This is a genomic window from Pseudomonas sp. HLMP (assembly GCF_046365545.1).
GTDB classification, from domain to species: domain Bacteria; phylum Pseudomonadota; class Gammaproteobacteria; order Pseudomonadales; family Pseudomonadaceae; genus Aquipseudomonas; species Aquipseudomonas guariconensis_B.
Genome location: NZ_JBDLLR010000001.1, coordinates 2,703,582 through 2,729,397, shown reverse-complemented (window position 1 = coordinate 2,729,397; position 25,816 = coordinate 2,703,582). Strand labels below are relative to the sequence as shown.

Sequence of the window (25,816 nt, the reverse complement as noted above, 5' to 3'; positions counted from 1 at the left end):
ACTCCTGGTTTCTTATTGTTGGAGTGGCACCCTCGGTCTGACGATGTTCGCGCCGGTCGGCGCTGGGGGCAATGGCCAAAGCTGTCAAACGGCTTGAGCGAATTGGCCTGCCTCGGGCACGCCCTCCTCCAGGGCCTCACGGGTCAGTTGCAGGACCAGGCGATGCTCGGCCGATTGCCGCTCCATCATCAGTACCTGCCATCGATCCGTGTAGTCCTGGCTCGTCAGGGCCGTGCTCAGGCTGTCGAGCTCGGAACCCCGCGCGGCGAAGTCCTCGCCGATCGCAGCGAAGGCTGCCGCGTGCCGTCGCTCCAGGTAGGTACGCCAGAAGTCCCGTTCAGCGATGCTTTCGGCCAGGGCATCGGTCGCCTCCGCGCCCCGGACCGAGGCGAGCGCTGCCTGCTCGAGTTCGGGAGTGATTTCGGCAAGGCGCTCGAACCTCATCGTACGCGGCTGGGAAGGCAGGTCGAGGGCATGGGCCAGACGCACCCGGTAGCCGAGGATGACCTCCAGGACATCGGTATCCGGGTCGCTCGCCAGCCGCTGCGCGGCATCCTGGTGAGCGAAGCCTTCCAAGGCCTCCAGGCGAAACAGACGCCGCCCCAGGTCCAGCAATCCTTGCCCCGATCGTCCGGCAGCGCCCTGCAGGTTGGCGTTGTGCACCAGGATCTGCAGTTGCACGCGGCTGAAGCGCTCCGCGGTACTGTCATGGCAACCCAGTTGCTCGCGAGCGTGGGCGAACACCGCCTGGCGAAGGTCGGTATCCTGTTCCACGGCGTCAAGCACACCCCAGACTTGCTCGGTGAGGTAGGCCCTGGCGTGGGTGAAGTCGCTGGTTTGGGTGAGATTGGCCAGCAACTGCAGCAGGTCCGTGCTGTCGGGGTCTTGCACCAAGCGGTTCCACAGCGCCGAACGTGCCGCGAACTGGTCGGGATCGCCGACGGCAAGCCACAGGCTCCTGGCGCTGGCCACGTCCACTTCGCTGGCCCGGACAGCGTCATACGGGTCGCTCGTATACAACCGCGCGTACTCCTGGTGCGCCAAGGGATTGCGCAGCAGGTTGAAGCGGCTTCTGAAAGACCAGGGCGCTTGCAGCAGCTCAGGTGGCAATGTATCGATCTCGTTGTCGCTGAGGTCGACGACCGTCAACAGCCTGCACCGCTCCAGCCCCCTGGGCACGCTGATCAACCGGCAGTGTTTCAAACGCAGTACCGACAGGTTGGGCAACGACTGGAAGCGCAGTGCCGCTGAACGCAAAGGGTTGCGACTCAGGTCGAGCACGCGCAGGTTCGGTAACGCAGACAAGGCATCGGCGCCAGAGGGGCTCATGCGGATTCGATTGGACATCAGGCGCAACGTACGCAATTGGGTCAGTTGGCCAATGGCCGAGGGGATGGAGGTCAAACGGTTGTTGCCCAGGCTCAAAGTGCGCAAGGAGGTGAAGCACTGCAGGAAACCCGCGGGAACCTCTTCCAGCGCCGCCCCCGCCATCACCAATTCGGTGATATGGGAAAAGTCGCTGCCCGCCGGTAATTCCGGCAACTGGCCAATGTGCCAACCGCTCAGTTCCAGGGTCATGTCGCTGGCCAGCCCACCGGCCCCCTCGTAGCGCCACGCCGCCAGCAGGCGAGCCGCGAACTGCCGCCGCGAGGCATACCGCTCCGCTGTGCGCCCATCCGCCATCCACTGCGACAAGGCACTTTCGAGCTGCGCGTAGTTGCGCTCCTGGGCAAGCAAGCTCTCGAAAGGCGAGCCACTTTGCAACAGCAGCCTTTCCAGGTAGCGATCGACCTCCCGGTCATTGAGCCGTGGGTAAAGGGCACGGATGCGGCCCCTGAGCACACTGGTAGAGGTTTCCCGTCTCGATACATTGCCGCCGAGCGGATAACCCACGCGCCCATCGGGCAGGCGCTTGCCGGGGTTGAACCAAGGCGTGCCGTCGCGCCAGCCAAGCAGGTTCAGAATATCCTTGCGTTCGCCGGGCAAGCCTTCGATCAGCTTCAACCGCAAGCCTTCTGCCGGGTCGTCGCCAGAAAGGCCCAACCGCTGCAGGTCGGTCGGGCGCAGCAGTGCCACCAATGCCTGGAAGATGCCCGCAGGCTCGCCTACCTGCGCTTCATGCTCCAGCCCATGGCTGTCGTAAAGGTGGAAGCGGCCTTGCCGGTGAACCAGGACCACGCGCCCCTCGGGTGCGCCTTGAGGGTTCAGTACGGCCAAAAGACGGCCACTCTCCGACCCTTCACGCAACTCGAGGTTGATCGCGCGCGGCCATCTGGACAGTCGCCGCAGCAAGGCGATGACCAGTTCCCCGGTGCCATTGGTGTAGGTGCTGCGCAGGAACAGGCCCTCCAAGGCGCGGTTCACCCTGGTCAGCCGCAGCAGGGTCCGTGCCTTCCTGGCGACCGCCAGTGGCACACGCGCCTCGACCTGGGCCACTTCGCGCAGGGCGGGATCCACGTCACGTACCGCCTCCCGGGCATAGCGCTCGGGGAGCCCGGGGAAATCGCGCCGAACCAGCGTCACCAAGGCGTCTTGTGCCGACAGAGGCGCCGCCAGGTGCTCCAGCAATTCACCTCGCAGGTGCGAGGCGTCCCCCCGTAGCCAGGCGCCCAGCGCCTGCTCGTCCAGCCCTTGCGCTTGCGGATGCGCCACGCACCACTGGTGAATGGCCGGATCCTGGATAGCTCCGCCGGATTGATCGAGGGCATCGAGCTCGCGGCTGATCCGGGCATCCGCAGCGAATCGCAGCAAGGTGTCACGCAGGTTGAACGGCGCAGGCCGCATCTCCACCAGCACACCCCGCAATTCCTCCTTGTCGACGCCCGCCACACGCAACACCTGCTCGGCCCGGGCTGGAGCCAAGGGCGGGTCCTGCGGCCACAGGCGATCGAGCATGTCGGCACGGTCATCCCACTGCCTGGGCTGCTCGAGGCGAAGACGCCAGGCACGCTCGCCATTGAACGCGAGCTGCGGCCCGAAGGCGTCGTCGCCTCGCGGATGGCGCAAACGCCAGGCCTGGTGCTCGTCGGGGCGATGGGCCTCGTAGTAGCATTGGCCCACACGCAGCCAGCGGCGCGTATCGCTGGCATAGAGCCCATCATCCCCAAGGGTGGCGTCTTCCGGGGTCGACGCGTAGACCTGCAAGTCACGATGCCACAGGCGCGATGACTCCTCCCCGGTGCCCACCGGCTCCAGTGCGTCGACGAAAGCACTGCGGGCGAACCCGCGCGCCACCAGGCTCACACCAGCAACCGTTGCCGCCGTGACGACGACGGCCTCCGCGACCCCGAGCATATGCTCCAGCGCCTCGTGCTGGTGCCCTTCATGCCAATCGACGGCCCCTTCGTAGACGTGGCCGAGGGTCTGCACGACCAACTCGCCGAACAGCACCATGCCCACCGCAGGAATGGCCAAACCCGCCAGCCCCAGCGCGACCAGGCCGATCTCCTTCCATTGGTTGAGCCGTGCTTCGGCGGCGAGATGATCGGCATCCGCGCTCGAAACGAGCTGCAGGCGGACATCGTCCTCGATGCGTTTGACCTGGCTTGCCGCCAGTGTGGCGAAGATATCGCCATGGACCACCGTACCTTCCAACTGCAGGTCGGGCTCATCGTCGAGCAGGCGCTTGTCGAGCGTCCCCAGGAACCCTGGGCGGTCCTTCAAGGCGATCAGTCGTGCGAAACGTTGGCGGCCATCCGCCTTGAGCAACTCGGCCGCCAGGAAATCGTTCATCCCTGACACCGAGTCGAAATGGCGAAGGGGCTGCTCAGTGTCACTCGGCAGGTAGAGCACGACCCCGAGACTATCCCCATCGGCACTGCGCAACTGGATCTTCAAGCTCTGCGCAACGGAGGCCCCCAACATGTGCAGCTCACCGGCATACGCCTGTGCGAGCCCTTCCTCCTGGCCAGCCCCATCGTCCAGCAACCGCCGCAAGGCGGCCAGGTGCACCGTCTCGAGCTGTGCCTTGAGCGAGGCGAACTCGCATGCCAGGGCGAAGGCCGTACGCTGGTGGCGGGCCAGGGCCCGCTGGGCTACCGGGGTGAACAGACGCTCGAGCAGGTCGTGGTACTGCTTGCCCACGTCCTCGGCATGGCAACGTTGCGTGAAATCCTCCAGCGAGCTGAAAAGCACGGTCTCTTCGCCCTTCTTGACAAGGCCGCTGCCCTCGTAGAAAGGGTTGCCCGAGGGAAAGCCCTGCATCAGTCGCAACAACGCCGGGAAGCGGACATAACGCGGCTCATCCTCGGGCAGGCCACCGCCCGGGCTCACCGTGAAGCGACGCCTTACATCCAGCCATTCAAGATCATCGAGGGAGAACCCCGGCGGGATATCGGCCGCCAACAGGGCCGTGAACCGCTGGGCAGCGAACTGCCGTGGCGATACCAGGCCGGCGGTTGCCGCCGCCACCTGCGCCTGGCTATGGCGGTGGGCCTCGAAGCAATCGCGCAATGCATTGATCTGTGCGGCGGATGCGCGTTTCAACCAGTCCGGCAGTTTCGCGGCGATGAAATCATCGGTGGCGGAAGCCAGCTTGCTGGCAAGCGCTGGCGGAAGTGAAGGTGGAGTGGGTTGCGTCATGTCTGCATCCTCGCAGGTCGAAGGAGGCTCGACACTGATGCAATCGCCCACTGCGCAGCAGAGGGAAAGGGAACATCCTCGGCCAGGCCTAGGGCGCAGTCCCCTGCAGGATCACATGACGGTAGTGGCCAGGATTGCAACCGAACCACTTGCGAAAGGCCTTGTAGAACGAGCTGCTGTCGGCGAAGCCGAGACGCTCGGCTATCTCGGTAAGCCCCAGGTCGACATCGGCCAGCCAGGCGATGGCCAACTCGCGCCGCACGCTGTCCTTGAGCCCTTGGTAGGTCTGGCCTTCCTCGCCCAGGCGACGGCGCAGGGTCGAGACCGAGATGCACAAGGCGCTGGCCTGGCCTTCGGCATCGGGCCAGGCGCCTGGGTCGGCGCGCCGCAGTTGCTCACGGATGCGCCAGGCCAGGCTGGCCGGGTCGCGGTACTTGACCAGGATGTTGCCGGGCGCCTCGGCGAGGAAACGCTGCAGCTCCTCCTGGGTGCGCCGCAGCGGCAGGCCCAGGCAGTCGGCACTGATGATCATGCGTGTGCGTGGGCGGTCGAACTGCAGGTTCTCGGAAAACATCACCCGGTAGTCGTCGCAGAACGGCGGCTCGGCGCAACGCAGGTCGATGGCGAGGATCGGGATACGGCGCCCGGCCAGCCAGCAGGTCACGCCATGGATGATCATCCACAGGGTGAAGTAAGTGAAAGCGCGGCGCGGCGTATCGCGAGGCTCGCCGATGACGATCTCGGCCAGGCTCTGTTGGCGCACCAGGCTTGGCTGCAGGTCCTCGAGCATCAGCGAGAGAAACGCCAGGGCCGTTTCCAGGCCCTCGCCGAGGGTCGCTTGGGCCATGCTCGCACGGCACAGGAAGGCCAGGCTGCCACTGCGCAGGCCACGCGGGTCCATGGCGAAGAATTCGTCATTGCAGCGCCGCGCCAGCAAGCGCCAGAGCCGGGCATAGGCCTCGGCGCTCACCCGCGCCTCGGGCAGGTCGAGCAGGGATGCATCGATGCCCGCCCTGGCCAGCAGCGGCGCATCGGCTTGCCCCGCCGGGCAGGTCTGCAACAGGGCTTCACGCACCAGTTGCATGGAAATGGTGTCTTTCTCGCTCATCGGCCATCCAGCGCCAGTGGTTTCAGCCGGCCATCTTAGGCCCGCCATGGAAAAACGCCAGCCGGTGAGTGCTCTGGAGCCGCGCCCCAGTGTCACTCATTGGGGCAAGTCCACTCACACACGCTCTTGCAGGCACTTCACAGGCTGGCAGCCAACCCCAGGAACGTCTGGATCAAGCGCAGTTCACGACGCCGCTCCAGGCAACCGATCATGTGCCGGTTGACCAGCCCATCGCCCGCCAGCGGCCGCGCCACCACCCGCGGATCATGGGCCACCTCCACCGACGAGACGATGCCGATACCGAGCTGCGCCGCCACCGCCTCGGTGACCGCTTCGCGGCTGTCCAGCTCCAGCAGCACCCGCGGCTGCACCTTGGCCAGTGCGCAGGCCTGGTCGAAGGTCCGCCGGGTGATGGAGCTGGGCTCGCGCAACACCATGATCTGCCGATCCAGCTCAGCCATGGGCAGATCGCCCGTCTCGCTCGCCCAGGGATGCCCGACCGGCAGTTGGGCACACAGGCGCGACTCGCCCAGGCTCTGCAGGTACAGCCCCTTGCGCGGCTCGGCCTCGGTCAGCACGGCCACGTCGGCATGCTCCGAAAGCAATGCGGCCAGGGTCTCCTGGGCATTGCCCAGGCGCAGGTTGACGGTGATGCCCGGGTAACGCGCCCGCAGCAGGCCGAGCATCGACATGATCCAGTGCGGGCCATCAGCGGCGACTTCCAGGCGTCCGGTGAGCAATTGGCGATTGGCCTCGAGCATGGCCTGGGCCTCCTCGGCCAGGCTGAACATGGCGCGGGTGATGGCCGCCAGCCGCGTACCCTCTTCGGTAAGCTCGACCCGGCGCGCGGTGCGCCGCAGCAAGGTGATCTGGTAGTGCTCTTCCAGGGCCTTGACGTGCCCGGTCACCGCCGGCTGGCTGATGAACAAGCGCGCCGCAGCGCGGGTGAAGCTGCCCTCGCGGGCCACGGCATCGAAGGCACGCAACTGGAACAAGTTCATATCTATCGGCCTGACTTATGGCTGGCATAACGACAAACAATTTGAATGATGGGGCGGCAAATTGCAACTTACACACCGTAGATTCAGCCCACCCGCTTGCGAGGAAAAACGGAATGAGCAATGCCCCGATCCTGCTGACCCCCGGCCCACTGACCACCTCGTCCCGCACCCGCCAAGCCATGCTGGTGGACTGGGGTTCCTGGGACCGCGACTTCAACCAACTGACCGCCAGCGTCTGCGAGCAGTTGCTGGCCATCATCAACGGCAGTGCCAGCCACCACTGCGTCCCCCTGCAAGGCAGCGGCACCTTCGCCGTGGAAGCGGCGATCGGTACCCTGGTACCGCGTGACGGCAAGGTCCTGGTGCTGATCAACGGTGCCTACGGCCAGCGCCTGGCGAAGATCTGCAAAGTCCTGGGCCGCGCCTACAGCACCTTCGAGACCGCCGAGGATCAACCCACCACCGCTGCCGACGTCGACCGCCTGCTGGCCGCCGACCCTGCCGTGACCCACGTGGCGCTGATCCACTGCGAGACCAGCACCGGCATCCTCAACCCGCTGCCCGAGATCGCCCAGGTAGTCCAGCGCCACGGCAAGCGCCTTGTCATCGACGCCATGAGCTCCTTCGGCGCCCTGCCGATCGATGCCCGCGAGGTGCCGTTCGAGGCGCTGATCGCTGCCTCCGGCAAATGCCTGGAAGGCGTACCGGGCATGGGCTTCGTCTTCGCCGAGAAGAACGCGCTGGCCGCCGCCGAAGGCAACGCCCACTCCCTGGCGATGGACCTGCAGGACCAGCAGGCGTACATGGCCAAGACCGGCCAGTGGCGCTTCACCCCGCCGACCCACGTGGTCGCCGCCCTGCACGAGGCCCTGCTGCAGTACAGCGAGGAAGGCGGCCTGCCGGCCCGCCACCAGCGCTACGCCGACAACTGCAAGACCCTGCTCGACGGCATGGCCCAGCTTGGTCTGCGCAGCTTCCTGCCGGCCGAGATCCAGGCCCCGATCATCGTCACCTTCCATGCCCCGCGCGATGCCCGCTACCAGTTCAAGGACTTCTACGAGCGGGTCAAGGCCAAGGGCTTCATTCTCTATCCGGGCAAGCTGACCCAGGTGGAAACCTTCCGCGTCGGTTGCATCGGCGTGGTCGGGCCCGATGGCATGCAGGCCGCCGTCGATGCCGTGGCCGAAGTGCTGCGGGAAATGGAAGTACTGGACATCTGAGTTTCGCCCTCGACCCGAACCCCAAGGAAATCGCGCACATGAACTACAGCAACCCCACCCAGCTGCAAGCCGCCATCCTCGACTGGGCCGGCACCGTGGTCGACTTCGGCTCCTTCGCCCCGACCCAGATCTTCGTCGAGGCCTTCGCCGAGTTCGATGTCGAAGTCTCCATCGACGAAGCTCGCGGCCCGATGGGCATGGGCAAGTGGGACCACATCCGTACCCTGTGCAACCAGCCGGAAATCGCCGAACGCTACCGCAAGGTGTTCGGCCGCACCCCGACCGACGATGACGTCACCGCCATCTACGAACGCTTCATGCCCTTGCAGATCGAGAAGATCGCCGTGCACTCGGCGCTGATCCCTGGCGCCCTGGAGACCCTCACCGGCCTGCGCAAGGACGGCCTGAAGATCGGCTCCTGCTCGGGCTACCCGAAGGTGGTGATGGACAAGGTGGTGGAACTGGCCAAGCAGAACGGCTATGTCGCCGACCACGTGGTGGCCACCGACGAAACCCCGAACGGCCGCCCTTGGCCGGCCCAGGCCCTGGCCAACGTGATCGCCCTGGGCATCGACGACGTGGCCGCCTGCGTCAAGGTCGACGACACCGTGCCGGGCATCCTCGAAGGCCGTCGCGCGGGCATGTGGACTGTGGCCCTGGTGTGCTCGGGCAATGCCCTGGGCCTGACCTGGGAAGGCTACCGGGCCCTGAGCGCGGAAAAACTGGAGAGCGAGCGCAAGCGCATCCACGCGCTGTTCGAAGGCTCGCGCCCGCACTACCTGATCGACACCATCAATGAGCTGCCCGAGGTGATCGCCGACATCAACCGGCGCCTGGCCAAGGGCGAGATGCCGCAGGCGTCGTAAGCGTCGCAAGGCATGCCGGGGCCGCAAAGCGGCCCCAGCAGCCTGAGCCAGTCAGACCGCGCGATTGAGCTTCACCCAGGCTGCGAACTTGTCGATGAACGCCTGCAGGAACGGCCGGGTCTTGTCGTTGAGCTTGCCGGAATCCTCGAACAGGCTGGCCGCCCCACCAATGTACGCCTCGGGCATCTGCATGCACGGCATGTCTAGGAACACCAGCGACTGGCGCACGGCATGGTTGGCACCGAAACCGCCAATGGCGCCCGGCGAGACACTCACCACCGCCGCCGGCTTGCCGCTCCAGGCACTCTGCCCATAGGGTCGCGACCCCACGTCGATGGCGTTCTTCAGGCCCCCGGGTACGGAACGGTTGTATTCGGGCGTGACGAACAGCACCGCGTCGCTGCGGCGGATCTCCTCGCGAAAACGCTTCCAGGCATCGGGCGCATTGGCCTCGACATCCTCGTTGTACAGCGGCAGGTCGCCGATCTCGACGATTTTCAGGGCAAGGCTGGAGGGTGCAAGCTCTGCAAGGGCACGGGCGACCTTGCGGTTGTAGGAGTCCTTGCGCAAGCTACCGACGACGACCGCTACCGAATAGACCTGACTCATGGCGATTTGCAACCTCTGCTGGAAATAAGACGTTGTAGTTATAGATGACTGCGTCCTGCCCCCAGAGTTTTTTTCCTGATTGCGGAAAACTTCCCCCCTGCTCCGCTGGTCTATGCCTACAGATATTTCCCCAAATTTCAGAGGTTTTCGCTCAAATGGCAGCAATACTGGTCGGCCAATTCCACGCACGTGACGCCGAAGGTCGGATCTATCCCGTGCATGAATACCAGGAGTCCACCCTCCAGGCCGACGGTAGCTGCCTCGGCGAGCCGATCGTGACCTACCGCCTGCCTGTCGGTGACCGGGTCAAGCACCTGGGCGATGACCGCTTCGAGCTGGCGCACAGCGGCGTGGAGCTCATCCGCATTCCTTGATGCAATCGACGGTGTAGACCCGCCCCTGGCCATGATCCTCGCTCTGCAGACCATGGACATCGGCGACGAAGCCCGGGAAGCCGCTGTCGAAGGCCCGGGCGAAGGCCAGGTAGTCGATGATCGAACGGGTGGCCTCGGTAAAGCGCTCGCCCGGCATGATCAAGGGAATGCCCGGCGGATAAGGCACCAGCATCACCGCCGCGACCCGGCCCAGCAGGGCCTCGATCGGCACCGCCTCCACCTCGCCACGCACCAGGCGGTCATAGGCCTGGGCTGGGCTCATGGCCACCTCCGGCAAACGCGTGAACAGGCGCTTGAGCTGCTTGGCCGTGGCATTGGCCCGGTAGCAGTCGTGCAACTGCTGGCACAGCTCGCGCAGCCCCAACCCCTGGTAACGCAGCGGGTCCACCGCCATCACACTGGGCAGGCACTGGGCCAAGGCGGTATTGCCATCGTAGTGCCGCTTGAACTCCAGCAATTCGGTGAGCAAGGTGCTCCACTTGCCCTTAGTGATGCCCATGGAGAACAGCACCAGGAAGCTGTAGAGCCCAGTCTTCTCCACCACCAGCCCACGCTCCCAGAGGAACTTGCTCACCACGGCCGCCGGGATGCCGTGCTCGCCCAACGCCCCATCCGCCGTCAACCCAGGCATCACCAGGGTGACCTTGAGCGGGTCTAGCAGCACGTAGTCCTGCTCCACATCACCAAAGCCATGCCATTCGGCGCCCGGCTGCAACAGCCAGTCCTGCGCCGACAGGCGATGGACCCCTTCCGTCGCAGGCGGCTGCCAGATACTGAACCACCAGTCATGCGCGGCAATGTGTTCGCGCAGGTTGGCCAGGGCACGGCGAAAGCTCAGGGCCTCGTCGAACATCTCCTGCAGCAGCGAGCGCCCGGCCGGCCCTTCCATCATGGTCGAGGCCACATCCAGCGAGGCCAGGATGCTGTACTGCGGCGAGGTGGAGATATGCATCATGAACGCTTCGTTGAAACGATCGCGGTCCAGTTGCCGCTGACTGCCGTCCTGCACGTGGATCATCGACGCCTGGCTGAACGCCGCCAGCAGCTTGTGGGTGGAATGGGTGCTGAACAACAGTGGGCTGTCGTCACTGCGCGCGGTGCCCATGGCGTAGCGATCGGCAAAGAAGTCATGGAACGCCGCATAGGCGAACCAGGCCTCGTCGAAATGCAGCACCTCGACGCTGCTGCCGAGCATCTGCTTGATCAACCCGGCGTGATAGCACAAGCCGTCGTAGGTGGAGTTGGTCACCACCGCCATGCGGATCCGCGGCTTACGCCCACGGGTCAGCGGATTGGCGTCGATCTTCGCCTGGATCGATACCGGGCTGAACTCGCTGAGCGGGATCGGCCCGATGATGCCCAGCTCGTTGCGTTCCGGGCACAGGTAAAGAGGGATGGCGCCGGTCATGACGATCGCGTGGACCACCGACTTGTGGCAGTTGCGGTCCACCAGCACCAGGTCGTCGCGGCCGACCATGGCATGCCAGACGATCTTGTTGGCCGTGGAGGTGCCGTTGATCACGAAGAAGGTGTGGTCGGCGCCGAAGTTGCGCGCCGCCCGGGCTTCGGCCTCGGCCAGGGGGCCTGTGTGGTCGAGCAGCGAGCCGAGTTCGGGCACCGACACGGACAGGTCCGAGCGCAGGGTGTTCTCGCCGAAGAACTGGTGGAAGGCCTGGCCCACCGGGCTCTTGCGGTAGGCCACGCCACCGCCGTGGCCCGGCGTGTGCCAGGAATAATTGGATTGCGCGGTGTGCTGCACCAGGGCCTTGAAGAACGGCGGCAGCAGGCCGTCCAGGTAGTTGTGCGCGGCCCGGGCCACCTGGCGGGCGAGAAAGGGCACGGTGTCCTCGAACAGGTAGAGGATGCCGCGGAGTTGGTTCAGCTCGCTCATGGCCTCGGCGGGCGCGTTTTCCAGGGTCACCTGCTCGCCCAGGGCGAAGATCGGCAGGTTCGGTGCGCGCAGGCGGGCCAGGCGGATCAACTCCGCCATGTTCTGCAGCAGGTGGGTGTTCTCGCCGGCGCCTTCGGCAGCGATCAGCATGCAGGCCAGCCCATGGTGGGTGGCAGCCACCAGGCGCGCCTCGGCATGGTCCGCTGCGGCGAGGATGGCGAAGCCGTCCTGGGCCAGCTCCTCGGCGATGCCACGCACCCGCTCACCGGCGACGCTGTCGGCCTTGATCGCACGATGCACGATGAGGATGGGAAACTTCAGGTCCTTGTACATGGCTCGGCACTACCTCCGAAGGACGGGTCCGTCCTTTCAGGGTAGAAGCTGCAGGGCGCGGGTGCGTTTTTTTGCCGTGGTCGCTCCACAGGTTCGGCGCCGACCTCAAGAGCAGTGCGATCTGTGGAAGCCGGCTTGCCGGCGATGGGCCGCGAAGCGGCCCCAATGCGGCCATCGAAGCAGGTCAGCCCTCGCTCAACGCCTGCCACATCGCCGGCGCCCCCGCCGACTTGGCGATCGCCGCCAAGCGCTCGGCATGGGCCTCCAGCTCTTCGGCCGAAGCCAGGATGACCCGGCCCGGCTGGCGCCCGACGATGCGGCGGATCTCGCTGCCGGTCCCGCCTTGCCCGTCTTCCTCGTCGGCACCGTGCCCAGCCAGCGACAGGCTGGTCTGGCCGCCAGTCATCGCCAGGTAGACGTCTGCCAGCAGCTCCGAGTCGAGCAAGGCGCCGTGCAGGTCACGGCCGGAGTTATCGATGCCGTAGCGTTTGCACAACGCGTCGAGGCTGTTGCGCTGCCCCGGGTGGCGAGCCCGGGCGAGCATCAGGGTATCGAGGATGGTGCAGTGTTGCGAGATGTCGGCGCGGTCGTGCTGGCCCAGCAGGGCGAACTCGTTGTTGATGAAGCCGACGTCGAACGCCGCGTTGTGGATGACCAGCTGGGCACCGCGGATGTACTCGAAGAACTCCTCGGCGACATCGGCGAAGCGCGGCTTGTCGACCAGGAAGGCATCGGTGATGCCGTGGACGCCGATGGCGCCCTCGTCGCTCTCGCGGTCCGGCTGCAGGTAGACGTGGAAATTACGCCCGGTCAGGCGCCGGCCGATGACCTCGACGCAACCGATCTCGATGATCCGGTGGCCTTCGCTGACTGGCATACCGGTGGTTTCGGTATCCAGAACGACCAGTCTGTTGTTCTGCTGCTCCACGCGGGGGCTCCAACTTTGCATCTATCTAAGGGAAAACGGGGATTGTAACTCAAGCGACAAGCTTCAAGCGGCAAGAAAAAGCACCGACGCACTGGCGCACGCCCTGTTCTTACTTGCAGCTTGTAGCCGCCCTCCCCGTCACCGCTTGGCGCGGACCTCGTCGACGCCTCGGTTGGCCAGTTGGTCGGCACGCTCGTTGCCGGGGTGGCCAATATGCCCGCGCACCCATTTCCAGGTCACCTTGTGACGGTTGACCTGCTCGTCGAGCTGCTGCCAGAGGTCGGCATTCTTCACCGGCTCCTTGGCGGCGGTCTTCCAACCACGCTTCTTCCAGTTGGCCATCCACTCGTTGATGCCCTTCATCACGTACTGCGAGTCGGTGACCAGCAGCACCTCGCATTCGCGCTTGAGGGCCATCAGCCCCTGGATCGCCGCCATCAGTTCCATGCGGTTGTTGGTGGTTTCGCGCTCGCCGCCCCACAGCTCCTTCTCGACGCCCTTGTAGACCATCAGCACCCCCCACCCACCTGGGCCGGGATTGCCCTTGCAGGCACCATCGGTGTAGATCTCGACGCTATCGCTCATGTACCGCCTTTTCGCTCTGTATTATCGACCGTGGATGACGGCTCACGGCTCGCTGCGCCGACGGTTGACCTTGGCCAGCGGCAACGGCAGCAGCTTGCCCATCGGCTCGCGGCGTTCCAGGCGCAGCGGCCGCAGGCCGACCACCATCTTGCGCGCCACCAGCAGGTAGACACCGCCGCCAGCACCTTGCCAGCCCGCGGCCATCCGCTCCCAGCCAGCCAGGCGCTGTTGCCAGGCCGGCGAGGCAAGCGGCGGACGATAGCACCCGAAGCGGCGTTTCTCCAGCGCGAAGCCCAGCAGGTTGAGCCAGTCGCCAACCCGCGACGGCGAGATGCAGCGCGCCTTGCGCAGGGCCCCGTGGCTGAAGAAATGCCGCATGCCCCAACTGCTCCAAGGGTTGATCCCGACGATCAGCAGGTGCCCGCCGGGGCGCACCGCGCTGGCGGCCTCGCGCAACAGGCCGTGGGGCGACAGGCTGAAGTCCAGGCCATGCTGCAGCACCACCACGTCGGCGGCATGCTCGGAAAGCGGCCAGGCCTGCTCCTCGCAGACGATCTCCACCCCCGGCAACGGCGCACCCAGGCGCACGTTGCGCTGCACCTGGGGAGCGCTGGGAGGCACCTGCGCGCAGGGGCCATAATGCACCAGGAAGCCGCCGAAGAAGCGGCCCAGCTCGTCCTCGAGCAGCGCTTGCTCCTCACGCAACATCAATTGCCCGAGCGGTCCGTCGAACCACTCGCGGGCCAGGCTGATCAGTTCGACCCAGTCGGGATCGGCCTGGGCAAAGGCTTTGTCGGTCATTGCGATCTCCCTCGAAGGTTCTCCGCCCGCGCCATCACGGCTAAGATGCCTTCATGTCCACGCCAGGCGATTCGGTTCCGCACCATGATACAGATCGATGCTCTTCCCGCTTTCTCCGACAATTACATCTGGCTGTTACAGGATACTGCCAAACGCCGTTGCGCGGTGGTCGATCCGGGTGACGCCCGCCCCGTGCTGGATTGGCTCGCAGCCAATCCCGGCTGGGTGCTCGAAGACATCCTCGTGACCCACCACCACCACGACCACGTAGGCGGGGTGGAAACGCTCAGGCACGCCACCGGCGCGCGGGTCTGCGGCCCGGCCAACGAGCGCATCCCCGCCCGCGACCTGGCGCTGGACGATGGCGCGCAGGTCCGGGTACTGGGCCTGGATTTCGAGGTCATCGCCGTGCCCGGCCATACCCTCGGCCACATCGCCTACTACTGCGGCCAGGCCCAGCCCCCGCTGCTGTTCTGCGGCGACACCCTGTTCGCCGCAGGCTGCGGGCGCCTGTTCGAAGGCACGCCGGAGCAGATGCACCACTCGCTGCAGCGGCTGGCCGCGCTGCCGGCCGCGACCCAGGTGTTCTGCGCCCATGAATACACCCTGGGCAACCTGCGTTTTGCCAAGGCCGTCGAGCCGGACAACCCGCACGTTGCCCAACGGTTCGCCGACGTTACCCGATTGCGCGCGCAAGATCGCATCACATTGCCATCAACGATCGGCCTCGAGTGCCTCACCAACCCCTTTCTGCGCACGACTGAAACATCCGTTAAACAAAAAGCAGACGAATGGAAGGGGTATTCCAATACCGGCCAAGCCGCTGTTTTTGCTGCCTTGAGGTCTTGGAAGGATAGTTTCTGATAACCCCAAGATATATCGCAAAGGGTGATCAAAGGTTGACCGAGGGGGGACCGGTTTCTAGAATCGCGAAAATTTTTTGCCTGGAAACCTGTCCCAGCCGATGTCTTCCCGTAGCCGCAGAACCTCTCATTCCGTTGCCCTGACGCGCCTGGCCCAGGTCGGTGCGCTGGCCCTGGCCACCACCCTGGTGGGCTGCCAGAGCACCCGTCAGCTCGACGCGTCCGACAGCGTTCGCGCACACAACTACCAGGCGCGGATCAAGCCCAAGCCCGCCCCGCTGGTGGTCAAGCCGGTCGAGCAGGCGCCCGAGGATGTCTGGGACCGCATGCGCCAGGGCTTCGCCCTGCAGGACAGCATCGACGTCAACCCGCGCATCGAGCAGCAGCGCCTGTGGTTCGCCAGCAACCCGTCGTTCCTGGAGAACGCCGGCGAACGCGGCAGCCTCTACCTGCACTACATCGTCGAGCGCCTCGAAGAACGCGACATGCCGCTGGAGCTGGCCCTGCTGCCGGCCATCGAGAGCGCCTACAACCCGATGGCCTACTCCCGCGCCCACGCGGTCGGCCTGTGGCAGTTCATCCCGTCCACCGGGCGTCACTTCAAGCTGCGCCAGACCAATTTCTACGACGGCCGCCGCGACATCACCGCCTCGACCAACGCCGCGCTGGACTACCTGAGCCGCCTGCACGACATGTTCAATGGTGACTGGCTACTGGCCCTGGCGGCCTACAATGCCGGCGAAGGCACCGTCAGCCGGGCCATCGAGCGCAACGAGCGCCTCGGCCTGCCCACCGACTACTGGAACCTGCCCCTGCCCCAGGAAACCCGCGACTACGTGCCCAAGCTGCTGGCCCTGTCGCAGGTGGTGATGACCCCACAGGCCTATGGCGTGAACCTCAACCCGATCGCCAACGAGCCCTACTTCGAGGCCGTCGCCATCAATGACCGCCTGGACCTTTCGCGGGTCGCGGCCTTCGCCAACATCGACGAGGACGAGCTGATCCAGCTCAACCCGGCGTTCAAGAAACGCATGACCGTGGACGGCCCCAAGCAGTTGCTGGTGCCGACCGCCAAGGCGCAGTTGCTGTCCGACAGCCTGTCCAACCTCAAGCCCGAGCAACTGCTCAGCCTGCAGCCGAACAAGGCCGTGTTCCAGGCCGCCCTGGCCGAGGCCAAGGCACCGGCGGCACGCAGCTACCGGGTCAAGCGTGGCGACAACCTGAGCAGCATCGCCAGGGCGCACCGGGTCTCGGTGCGTGACATCCAGCGCTGGAACCGCCTGTCCGGTACTCGCCTGAAGGCCGGCCAGGTCCTCGCCCTGCGCGGCGGCAGCGCATCGGCCAACCGGGTGGCGGCGTCCAAGCAGCGCTCGACCCAGTACAAAGTGCGCAAGGGCGACTCGTTGTACCTGGTGGCCAAGCGCTTCAACGTCGAGATGAAGCACCTCAAGCGCTGGAACCCGCGCAGCGGCCATGCCCTCAAGCCGGGCCAGACATTGACCGTCTACCTGCCACATTGATCCGACGCATCATTGGGGCTGCTGTGCAGCCCCCAAGACGCCGCTCAAAGACCGACCTGAAGCCCGCCTGCCCCCGCCACGAAATATGGCCTCTGCACGCCTGCGCAAGCGCATACTTGCCCCGTAACCAGGCCGTCTGCTTCCCACTCTTTTTCCATCCCTGACAAGCTGTTACTGTAGCCCGACCAAAGCCCAACGCCCCTGGATCGGATGCCGACTTGATACGTCCCCTCCTGCTGTCCCTCAGCCTGGCCTTGAGCTTTCCCGCAGGCGCGATGGTGAGCGAAAGCCACGGTTACGCGCAGTTCGGCACGCTCAAGTATCCAGCTACATTCACCCACTTCGACTGGGTCAACCCGCAAGCGCCCAAGGGCGGCACCTTGCGGGCCATGGCATTCGGCACCTTCGACACGCTCAACCCCTATACCTTCAAGGGCACCAGCCCGGTGACCACGCCGAACTTCCTCCAGTACGGGGTCAACGAGCTGAACGAGCCGCTGATGGTCGGCACCGGCCAGTACGACCCGTCCGGCGACGAGCCGACCGCCAGCTACGGCCTGATCGCCCGCTCGGTGGAGTACAGCGAGGACCGCAGCTGGGTCGTGTTCAACCTGCGCCCCGAGGCACGCTTCCACGATGGCCGGCCGATCACTTCGGCGGACGTGGCCTTCTCCTACCGCACCCTGCTCAAGGACGGCCACCCCATCTACCGCACCAACCTGCAGGAAGTGCAGCGGGTCGACATCCTCGGCCCGCTGCGCATCCGCTTCGTCTTCAAGCGCGCCGGCAACCCGCTGCTGATCCTGCGCCTGGGCGAGATGCCGGTGCTGCCCAAGCACTACTGGCAAGGCCGCGACTTCAAGGCCACCACCTTCGAACCGCCCCTGGGCAGCGGCCCCTACCGCATCGCCGAGGTGCAGCCGGGCAGGCGCCTGGTGTTCGAGCGGGTGAAGAACTATTGGGGCAAGGACCTGGCAGTCAACCGCGGCAAGTACAACTTCAACCGGGTCGAGTACGAGTTCTACCGCGACGCCACGGTGGCCTTCGAAGCGTTCAAGGCCGGCGAATTCGACATCTACATCGAGCACCAGGCCAAGAACTGGGCCAACGGCTACAACTTCCCGGCGGTACGCCGTGGCCAGGTGATCAAGGTGCAGATCCCGCACCGCATCCCGACCCAGACCCAAGGCCTGTTCATGAACAGCCGCCGCACCAGCTTCAGCGACCCACGGGTGCGCCAGGCCCTGGGCCTGATGTTCGACTTCGAATGGACCAACCGCGCCCTGTTCAGCAGCGCCTATCGCCGCTCGACCAGCTACTACCCCAATAGCGAGTTCGCCGCCACCGGCCTGCCCACGGGCAAGGAATGGTTGCTGCTGGCGCCCTTTCGCGATGAGCTGCCGGCCAAGCTGTTCACCGAACCCTACCAGGTCAGCCACACCGAGGGCCGTGGCATCAGCCGCCAGACCTTGCGCCAGGCCCTGGCCCTGCTCGCCCAGGCTGGCTGGAAGCTCGACGGCCAGCGCCTGGTGGATGCCAAGGGCCGGCAGTTCCGCCTGGAACTGCTGCTGGTCAACCCCAACCTTGAGCGCATCCTCCAGCCGTACGTGGAAAACCTGGTCAGCATCGGTATCGACGCGCGCCTGCGCACCGTGGACCGCGCACAGTACAAGCAGCGCCTGGACCAGTTCGACTTCGACATGATCCTCATGACCCTGGGCCAGACCCTCAGCCCGGGCCTGGAGCAGTGGCTGTACTTCCACTCCAGCCAGGCCTCGACCAAGGGCAGCAAGAACTATGCAGGGGTCAAGGACCCGGTGGTCGACCACCTGCTCGACACCCTGCTGGCCGCCCGCACCCGCGACGACCAGGTGGCCGCCGCCCGCGCCCTGGACCGGGTGCTGCTCTGGCAGCACTACATGATCCCCAACTGGTATCTCGACAATCACCGCCTGGCGTATCGCAACCGATTCGCCTTCGTCACCACCCCGCCCTACACCCTGGGCCTGAACACCTGGTGGCTCAAGTCTTCGGAGAAAGCCAAATGATGCCAACGCACCGCCTGCGCCTGGCCTGCGGCCTGCTGCTCGCCTGCCTGAGCCTGCCCGCCCTCGCCGCGCCGCAACATGCCCTGACCCTGTACGACGAGCCGCCGAAATACCCGGCCGACTTCAAGCACTTCGCCTACGTCAACCCGGACGCCCCCAAGGGTGGCACCTTCCGCCAGTCCAGCTTCGGCGGCTTCGACAGCCTCAACCCGTTCATCAACAAGGGCGTGTCGGCCGAGAACGTCAGCATCATCTACGACACCCTGATGCGCCAGAGCCTGGACGAGCCCTTCACCGAGTACGGCCTGGTGGCCGGCAAGATCGAGAAGGCACCGGACAACAGCTGGGTGCGCTTCTACCTGCGCCCGCAAGCACGCTTCCATGATGGCCACCCGATTCGCGCCGAGGACGTGGTGTTCACCTTCGAGACCTTGATCAAGCAAGGGGCGCCGCTGTACCGCCAGTACTACGCGGACGTTGCCGAGGTGGTCGCCGAAGACCCACTGCGCGTGCTGTTCAGGTTCAAGCACAAGAACAACCGCGAGCTGCCGCTGATCCTCGGCCAGTTGCCGGTGCTGCCCAAGCACTGGTGGGAGAGCCGCGATTTCACCCGTGGCAACCTGGAGATCCCGCTAGGCAGCGGCCCGTACAAGATCGCCCGGGTCAAGGCCGGCCGCTCGATCCGCTACGAGCGGGTCGAGGACTACTGGGCCAAGGACCTGCCCATCAACCGGGGCTTCTACAACTTCGACGTCATGACCTTCGACGCCTACCGCGACAACACCGTCGCCCTGGAGGCGCTCAAGGCCGGGCAATTCGACTACTGGCTGGAGACCAGCGCGAAGAACTGGGCCACCGCCTACAACGTGCCTGCCGTGCGCGACGGCCGGCTGATCCGCGAGGAACTGCCCAACGGCAACCCCACCGGCATGCAGGGCTTCATCTTCAACCTGCGCCGGCCGGTGTTCCAGGACGTGCGTGTGCGCGAGGCACTGAGCCTGCTGCTGGACTACGAGTGGACCAACAAGCAACTGTTCAACGGCGCCTACACCCGTACCGGCAGCTACTTCGAGAACTCCGAGATGGCTGCCCGCGGCCTGCCCAGCGCCGAGGAGCTGAAGATCCTCGAGCCCTTGCGCGGCAAGATCCCCGAACAGGTCTTCAACGAAGAATTCCGCAACCCGGTCAGCGACGGCAGCGGCATGATCCGCGACCAGCAGCGCAAGGCCTACCGGCTGCTGCAGGAGGCCGGCTGGAAGATCGTCGACGACAAGATGACCGACACCCAAGGCAAGCCGGTGTCCATCGAGTTCCTCCTGGCCCAGACCGAGTTCGAGCGCATCCTGTTGCCGTTCAAGCGCAACCTCGCCGACCTGGGCATCGACCTGAACATCCGCCGGGTCGACGTTTCCCAGTACATCAACCGCCTGCGCTCGCGCGACTTCGACATGATCGTCAGCGGCTTCCCGCAGTCCAACTCGCCGGGCAACGAGCAGCGCGAGTTCTGGTCCAGCGCCGCCGCCGACAATCCCGGCAGCCGCAACTTCATCGGCCTGCGCGACCCGGCCATAGACCAGTTGGTCGAGGCACTGATCAACGCCGACTCGCGCCAGAGCCTGATCGCCCACACCCGCGCCCTGGACCGCGTGCTGCTATGGGGTTACTACGTGATCCCCAACTGGCACATCAAGACCTGGCGCGTGGCGTACTGGAACCACATCGGCCATCCCGAGGTATCGCCCAAGTACGACATCGGCATCGACACCTGGTGGATCAAGCCCGAGGTCAAGCCCGCCACGCCGGTAGCGAGCCAAGACCCGGCACAGGACGAGGCCAACTGACATGCTGGCCTACATCCTGCGGCGCCTGCTGCTGATCGTGCCGACCCTGTTCGGCATCCTGATCATCAACTTCATCATCGTCCAGGCCGCGCCCGGCGGCCCAGTGGAGCAGATGATCGCCAAGCTCGAGGGTTTCGAGGGCGCCACCAGCCGCATCGCCGGCGGCGGCGCCGAAGTCTCGGTGGCCGGTTCCAACTACCGGGGCGCCCAGGGCCTGGACCCGGCGCTGATCGCCGAGATCGAACGCATGTACGGCTTCGACAAGTCGGCGCCGGAACGCCTGTGGATCATGATCAAGAACTACGCCCACCTGGACTTCGGCGAGAGCTTCTTCCGCGATGCCAAGGTCATCGACCTGATCGCCGAGAAAATGCCGGTGTCCATCTCCCTCGGGCTATGGAGCACGCTGATCATGTACCTGGTATCGATCCCCCTGGGGATCGCCAAGGCCGTGCGCCATGGCAGCCACTTCGACGTCTGGACCAGTTCGGCGATCATCGTCGGCTATGCCATCCCTGCGTTCCTGTTCGCCATCCTGCTGATCGTGCTGTTCGCCGGCGGCAGCTACTTCGACTGGTTCCCGCTGCGCGGGCTGACCTCGAACAACTTCGACGAGCTGTCCACCACCGGCAAGATTCTCGATTACTTCTGGCACCTGGTATTGCCGATCACCGCGCTGGTGATCGGCAACTTCGCCACCATGACCCTGCTGACCAAGAACAGCTTTCTCGACGAGATCAACAAGCAATACGTGATCACCGCCAAGGCCAAGGGCCTGAGCCGGCAACGGGTGCTGTACGGGCACGTGTTCCGCAACGCCATGCTGCTGGTCATCGCCGGCTTCCCCTCGGCGTTCATCGGCATCTTCTTCACCGGCTCGCTGCTCATCGAGGTGATCTTCTCCCTCGACGGCCTGGGCCTGATGAGCTTCGAAGCGGCGATCAACCGCGACTATCCGGTGGTCTTCGGCACCCTGTTCATCTTCACCCTGCTGGGGCTGGTGGTGAAACTGATCGGCGACCTGACCTACACCCTGGTCGACCCGCGCATCGACTTCGCCAGCCGGGAGCACTGACATGGCCCTGTCCCCTCTCAATCGCCGGCGCTTCGAGCGCTTCAAGGCCAACCGCCGCGGCTGGTGGTCGCTGTGGATCTTCATCGTGCTGTTCGGCCTGAGCCTGGGCGCCGAACTGATCGCCAACGACAAGCCGATCGCCGTGCGCTACGACGGCCAATGGTACTTCCCGGCGTTCAAGCGCTACCCAGAAACCACCTTCGGCGGCGAGTTCCCGTTGGAGGCCAACTACAAGAGCCCGTACATCCGCGAGCTGCTGGCGCAGAAAGACAGCTGGGTGCTATGGGCACCGATCCCGTTCAGCTACCAGAGCATCAACTACGACCTCAAGGTCCCGGCCCCGGCGCCGCCCTCGGCGGACAACTGGCTGGGCACCGACGACCAGGGCCGCGACGTGCTCGCACGGGTGATCTACGGGTTTCGCGTGTCGGTGCTGTTCGCCCTGACGCTGACCGTGCTCAGCTCCATCGTCGGCGTCATCGCCGGTGCCCTGCAGGGGTTCTACGGCGGCTGGGTGGACCTGGCCGGCCAGCGCTTCCTGGAAATCTGGTCGGGCCTGCCGGTGCTGTACCTGCTGATCATCCTGGCCAGTTTCGTGCAGCCGAACTTCTGGTGGCTGCTGGGGATCATGCTGCTGTTCTCCTGGATGAGCCTGGTGGACGTGGTGCGCGCCGAGTTCCTGCGGGGCCGCAACCTGGAGTACGTGCGTGCCGCCCGGGCCCTGGGCATGCGCAACGGAGCGATCATGTACCGGCACATCCTGCCCAACGCCATGATCTCGACCATGACCTTCATGCCCTTCATCCTCACCGGTGCCATCGGCACCCTCACCGCCCTGGACTTCCTCGGCTTCGGCCTGCCCCCGGGCGCACCGTCGCTGGGCGAGCTGGTGGCCCAGGGCAAGTCCAACCTGCAGGCCCCCTGGCTGGGCATCAGCGCCTTCGCCGTGCTGGCGATCATGCTGAGCCTGCTGGTGTTCATCGGCGAATCCGCCCGCGATGCCTTCGACCCGAGGAAATGACATGAGCGAACAGAACCTGATCGAAGTCCGTGATCTGGCGGTGGAGTTCGTCACCGGCGAGCAGGTCAATCGCGTGGTCGACGGCATCAGCTTCGACATCCGCCAAGGCGAGACCCTGGCCCTGGTCGGCGAGAGCGGCTCGGGCAAGTCGGTCACCGCCCACTCGATCCTGCGCCTGCTGCCCTACCCCCTGGCGCGCCACCCCAGCGGCAGCATCCGCTACGCCGGCAAGGACCTGCTGCAACTGGGCGAGAAGCCCATGCAGCATATCCGCGGCAACCGTATCGCGATGATCTTCCAGGAGCCGATGACCTCGCTGAACCCGCTGCACAGCATCGAGAAGCAGATCAACGAGATCCTCCTGCTGCACAAGGGCCTGACGGGCAAGGAAGCCACCGCACGCACCCTGGAACTGCTCGAGATGGTCGGTATCCCCGAGCCGCGCAAGCGCCTCAAGGCCCTGCCCCACGAACTGTCCGGCGGCCAGCGCCAGCGGGTGATGATCGCCATGGCGCTGGCCAACGAGCCAGAACTGCTGATCGCCGACGAGCCCACCACGGCGCTGGACGTCACCGTGCAGCTGAAGATCCTCGACCTGCTCAAGGAACTGCAGGCACGCCTGGGCATGGCCCTGCTGCTGATCAGCCACGACCTCAACCTGGTACGGCGCATCGCCCACCGGGTGTGCGTGATGCAGAGCGGCAAGATCGTCGAGCAGGCCGATTGCGCCACCCTGTTCGGCGCGCCCCAGCACCCCTACACGCAGATGCTGATCAACGCCGAACCCAGCGGCGGCCCCGCGGACAACCCGGTCGGCGCACCGCTGCTGGAAGTCTCTGACCTGCGGGTGTGGTTCCCGATCAAGAAAGGCCTGCTGCGGCGCACCGTCGACCATGTGAAGGCCGTGGACGGCATCGACTTCAGCCTGCCCCAGGGCCAGACCCTGGGCATCGTCGGCGAAAGTGGTTCGGGCAAGTCCACCCTCGGCCTGGCCATCCTGCGGCTGATTTCCAGCCAGGGCGGCATCCGCTTCCACGGCCAGGCGCTGGAAGGGCTCAACCAGAAGCAAGTGCGGCCGCTACGCCGTGAAATGCAGGTGGTGTTCCAGGACCCGTTCGGCAGCCTCAGCCCGCGCATGTGCGTGGCCGACATCGTCGGCGAGGGCCTGCGCATCCACCGCATCGGCACACCGGCGGAGCAGGAGGCAGCGATCATCGCGGCGCTCGAGGAAGTGGGGCTCGACCCACGCACCCGCCATCGTTACCCCCATGAATTTTCCGGCGGCCAGCGCCAGCGCATCGCCATTGCCCGCGCCCTGGTGCTCAAGCCGGCGCTGATCCTCCTCGACGAACCCACCTCGGCGCTGGATCGCACGGTACAGCGGCAGGTGGTGGAGCTGCTGCGCAACCTGCAACGCAAGTACAACCTCACGTACCTGTTCATCAGCCATGACCTGGCGGTGGTCAAGGCGCTGAGTCACCAGTTGATGGTGATCAAGCATGGGCATGTGGTGGAACAGGGGGATGCGCAGGCGATCTTTCATGCGCCGCAGCATCCGTATACCCGGCAGTTGCTGGAGGCGGCGTTCTTGGAGCCGGAGTCGATTGCTTAGGGGTGGGGATTTGGAAACCAGCGAGGGTGTATTTGGGATTGACGTTTTATAGGGTAACGGCCGAGCGCTGCTTGATAGTTAGGGCTGGCCGAAGGACCGGTGTGAAACAGTAAAAAATCAGATTTAACACCTTCCCTGTAGTCCATTTCCCAAACATACTCCTGCCGCCTTTTTTCCGTTGCGGTCGCCCTGGCAGCGCTCTAGTCTCGGCGAGTCGTTGCACATCAACGATACAGCTTTGACAGGCTGTGACGGAAATCGTATACGGCTCGCCCTTTATGGCGGCTGTACGTGCGGGCACGCTTGCGTGCGCCGGAATTTTACGATTTTCGCCGGTCTGTCAACCCACGTACAGCTGCCACCCTTCTGTTTGACAGCAGGCAGGTGGCCGCGTCATAGAGGAAAAATCGTGATGTTGAAGATCGTCCCCGACCCACCCCGCCCCCACTCTCTCGAAAACATGATCATCCCAGCGACGGAGGATGAGCACCGGCCATTTCAGGGAGATTGAGCAATGACCACAGATGACACCAGGGCCAAAACGACTGTCGGCAAGACAAAGTTCTATCAGGGCAAAGGCCTGACAGACCCGCTGTTTTGCATCGAACCCGGTATCCCTTGCCGATACGCCCGCGAACAGGCTTCGGAGTTGATGGGGTACGTGCGCGATATGACCATCACGGGGGTAATGGAAGACAAGCCCCAGCTGATTTGGGCGTCGTACTACTTGGCAGCGCTGGCCAAAGCGCTGATGGACGATGCGGAGCTGGGAATGATGCGCTGAATTCGAGGGTGCCTGGGCTGGCGCCATCGATGGCAAGCTGGCCCACAGGTACTGCGCATTAGGTCGCGCTGGCTTACCCGCATAGCAGACACCATCACCGCAATGAGCAAGTGTGCACGTTCATGCGTGCACACCGCCCCGCCTTTGAAAAATCCAGACATTAAAAGCAGAGAAGTTTCCTACGCACTCTTGGGAAGTTAATGGCACGTCCATTGGGACTTCGCCGCCTAGTATTCGAGCCTTCAGCCATGCCAACCCTGAGATTGGCTTGGACATTTCGACCGGCACGCCTCCGCAATAGGGAACCTCTGCGGAGCACGCTCGGTACCTCGAAACGGCGGACAAGGACTTCGCATGCCCAGCCAACCCGACCTGCATTACAGCTGCCAGCCACTCATTTTCGAACTGCTGCCCTTCCCCCTCGACGAGGGCCTGAGCGCCCCGTTCCAACTCAGCCTTGAGCGGATTAGCGAAGAAGACGGCTTCGTCTTCGGCCAACTGCTCGAACAGCCCGTGCTGTTCATGCTCTGGCGCCCCAACCCAATGCTGGGGCACATCCTGCTGGCGATCACTTTCGGGCGCCACTTCTACCTCAAGCCGTTGTTCGCCACTTGGGTCACGTCGCAGGGCCAGCAACTGGCCGCTCACCAACGCGCACTCAAGGACACACCTTCGCATGTCTGACCCCCTTTTACCCCCCGGCCTGGAAAGGCTGCGCCAGGGCGTGCGCAACG

At 65.0% G+C, this 25,816-nt stretch carries 20 protein-coding genes; 12 read left to right on the top strand and 8 right to left on the bottom strand.

Annotated elements, in window-relative coordinates; translation table 11 throughout:
• Positions 1 to 84 precede the first annotated feature (84 nt).
• From ABFA30_RS12705 to ABFA30_RS12695, 3 genes are all read right to left on the bottom strand, one after another.
• Positions 85 to 4,581, bottom strand: a complete 4,497-nt coding sequence (locus ABFA30_RS12705; RefSeq protein ID WP_410045517.1) for an NEL-type E3 ubiquitin ligase domain-containing protein — start codon at positions 4,579 to 4,581, stop codon at positions 85 to 87.
• Between the two features lie 88 nt (positions 4,582 to 4,669).
• A complete protein-coding gene (locus ABFA30_RS12700) occupies positions 4,670 to 5,689 on the bottom strand; it encodes an AraC family transcriptional regulator (protein ID WP_225790452.1) in 1,020 nt (339 codons plus the stop codon).
• A gap of 137 nt (positions 5,690 to 5,826) precedes the next feature.
• Positions 5,827 to 6,690 (bottom strand): LysR substrate-binding domain-containing protein, encoded by an 864-nt coding sequence (locus ABFA30_RS12695; protein ID WP_225790453.1) that lies wholly within the window; start codon positions 6,688 to 6,690, stop codon positions 5,827 to 5,829.
• Between the two features lie 113 nt (positions 6,691 to 6,803).
• On the opposite strand from ABFA30_RS12695, the gene ABFA30_RS12690 reads away from it, so the two are divergent.
• Together ABFA30_RS12690 and phnX are read left to right on the top strand one after the other, a co-directional pair.
• Positions 6,804 to 7,910 carry a 2-aminoethylphosphonate--pyruvate transaminase gene (locus tag ABFA30_RS12690; protein ID WP_253081576.1) on the top strand — a complete coding sequence of 369 codons (1,107 nt, stop codon included), beginning with the start codon at positions 6,804 to 6,806 and terminating at the stop codon, positions 7,908 to 7,910.
• 38 nt (positions 7,911 to 7,948) lie between these two features.
• Positions 7,949 to 8,776, top strand: a complete 828-nt coding sequence (gene phnX / locus ABFA30_RS12685) for a phosphonoacetaldehyde hydrolase (RefSeq protein WP_253091466.1) — start codon at positions 7,949 to 7,951, stop codon at positions 8,774 to 8,776.
• Positions 8,777 to 8,827: 51 nt separating this feature from the next.
• Here phnX and ABFA30_RS12680 read toward each other — a convergent pair whose 3' ends face one another.
• Entirely contained in the window at positions 8,828 to 9,385 is a 558-nt protein-coding gene (locus tag ABFA30_RS12680; protein WP_253091467.1) for an NADPH-dependent FMN reductase, read from the bottom strand.
• Positions 9,386 to 9,540: 155 nt separating this feature from the next.
• Between ABFA30_RS12680 and ABFA30_RS12675 the strand changes: the two genes are divergently transcribed.
• Positions 9,541 to 9,759 carry a hypothetical protein gene (locus ABFA30_RS12675; protein ID WP_225790457.1) on the top strand — a complete coding sequence of 73 codons (219 nt, stop codon included), beginning with the start codon at positions 9,541 to 9,543 and terminating at the stop codon, positions 9,757 to 9,759.
• Here ABFA30_RS12675 and ABFA30_RS12670 read toward each other — a convergent pair.
• From ABFA30_RS12670 to ABFA30_RS12655, 4 genes are all read right to left on the bottom strand, one after another.
• On the bottom strand, positions 9,743 to 12,004 hold the full coding sequence (locus tag ABFA30_RS12670; RefSeq protein ID WP_253091468.1) for an Orn/Lys/Arg decarboxylase N-terminal domain-containing protein: 2,262 nt from the start codon (positions 12,002 to 12,004) through the stop codon (positions 9,743 to 9,745). The two genes, ABFA30_RS12675 and ABFA30_RS12670, sit on opposite strands and share 17 nt — an antisense overlap.
• A gap of 184 nt (positions 12,005 to 12,188) precedes the next feature.
• Positions 12,189 to 12,932 carry a DNA polymerase III subunit epsilon gene (dnaQ, locus tag ABFA30_RS12665; protein WP_225790459.1) on the bottom strand — a complete coding sequence of 248 codons (744 nt, stop codon included), beginning with the start codon at positions 12,930 to 12,932 and terminating at the stop codon, positions 12,189 to 12,191.
• A gap of 138 nt (positions 12,933 to 13,070) precedes the next feature.
• Positions 13,071 to 13,517 (bottom strand): ribonuclease HI, encoded by a 447-nt coding sequence (rnhA, locus tag ABFA30_RS12660; protein ID WP_225790460.1) that lies wholly within the window; start codon positions 13,515 to 13,517, stop codon positions 13,071 to 13,073.
• Between the two features lie 42 nt (positions 13,518 to 13,559).
• Positions 13,560 to 14,318, bottom strand: coding sequence for a class I SAM-dependent methyltransferase (locus tag ABFA30_RS12655; RefSeq protein ID WP_253081582.1), 759 nt, complete (start codon positions 14,316 to 14,318; stop codon positions 13,560 to 13,562).
• Between the two features lie 84 nt (positions 14,319 to 14,402).
• Here ABFA30_RS12655 and gloB point away from each other — a divergent pair, with 84 nt between their 5' ends.
• The 9 genes from gloB (at position 14,403) to ABFA30_RS12610 (ending at position 25,766) form a co-directional block, all read left to right on the top strand.
• Positions 14,403 to 15,182 carry a hydroxyacylglutathione hydrolase gene (gene gloB / locus ABFA30_RS12650; protein ID WP_225790462.1) on the top strand — a complete coding sequence of 260 codons (780 nt, stop codon included), beginning with the start codon at positions 14,403 to 14,405 and terminating at the stop codon, positions 15,180 to 15,182.
• Positions 15,183 to 15,282: 100 nt separating this feature from the next.
• On the top strand, positions 15,283 to 16,701 hold the full coding sequence (locus ABFA30_RS12645; protein ID WP_225790463.1) for a lytic transglycosylase domain-containing protein: 1,419 nt from the start codon (positions 15,283 to 15,285) through the stop codon (positions 16,699 to 16,701).
• A 218-nt stretch (positions 16,702 to 16,919) separates the two neighbouring features.
• The gene (locus ABFA30_RS12640; protein WP_225790464.1) at positions 16,920 to 18,749 is read left to right on the top strand and encodes an extracellular solute-binding protein; all 1,830 of its coding nucleotides are present in this window, start codon (positions 16,920 to 16,922) and stop codon (positions 18,747 to 18,749) included.
• Entirely contained in the window at positions 18,746 to 20,590 is a 1,845-nt protein-coding gene (locus ABFA30_RS12635; protein WP_253091470.1) for an extracellular solute-binding protein, read from the top strand. Before ABFA30_RS12640 ends, ABFA30_RS12635 begins: the two co-directional genes overlap by 4 nt.
• A gap of 1 nt (position 20,591) precedes the next feature.
• Positions 20,592 to 21,665 carry a microcin C ABC transporter permease YejB gene (locus tag ABFA30_RS12630; protein ID WP_225790466.1) on the top strand — a complete coding sequence of 358 codons (1,074 nt, stop codon included), beginning with the start codon at positions 20,592 to 20,594 and terminating at the stop codon, positions 21,663 to 21,665.
• 1 nt (position 21,666) lies between these two features.
• Positions 21,667 to 22,686: an ABC transporter permease gene (locus ABFA30_RS12625; RefSeq protein WP_225790467.1), complete on the top strand. Its 1,020-nt coding sequence runs from the start codon at positions 21,667 to 21,669 to the stop codon at positions 22,684 to 22,686.
• A gap of 1 nt (position 22,687) precedes the next feature.
• Complete coding sequence (locus ABFA30_RS12620) at positions 22,688 to 24,298, top strand: ABC transporter ATP-binding protein (protein WP_225790468.1); 1,611 nt, start codon at positions 22,688 to 22,690, stop codon at positions 24,296 to 24,298.
• A 514-nt stretch (positions 24,299 to 24,812) separates the two neighbouring features.
• On the top strand, positions 24,813 to 25,082 hold the full coding sequence (locus ABFA30_RS12615) for a DUF3077 domain-containing protein (RefSeq protein WP_225790469.1): 270 nt from the start codon (positions 24,813 to 24,815) through the stop codon (positions 25,080 to 25,082).
• A gap of 354 nt (positions 25,083 to 25,436) precedes the next feature.
• Complete coding sequence (locus tag ABFA30_RS12610; RefSeq protein ID WP_410045516.1) at positions 25,437 to 25,766, top strand: hypothetical protein; 330 nt, start codon at positions 25,437 to 25,439, stop codon at positions 25,764 to 25,766.
• The last annotated feature ends 50 nt before the right edge of the window (positions 25,767 to 25,816 follow it).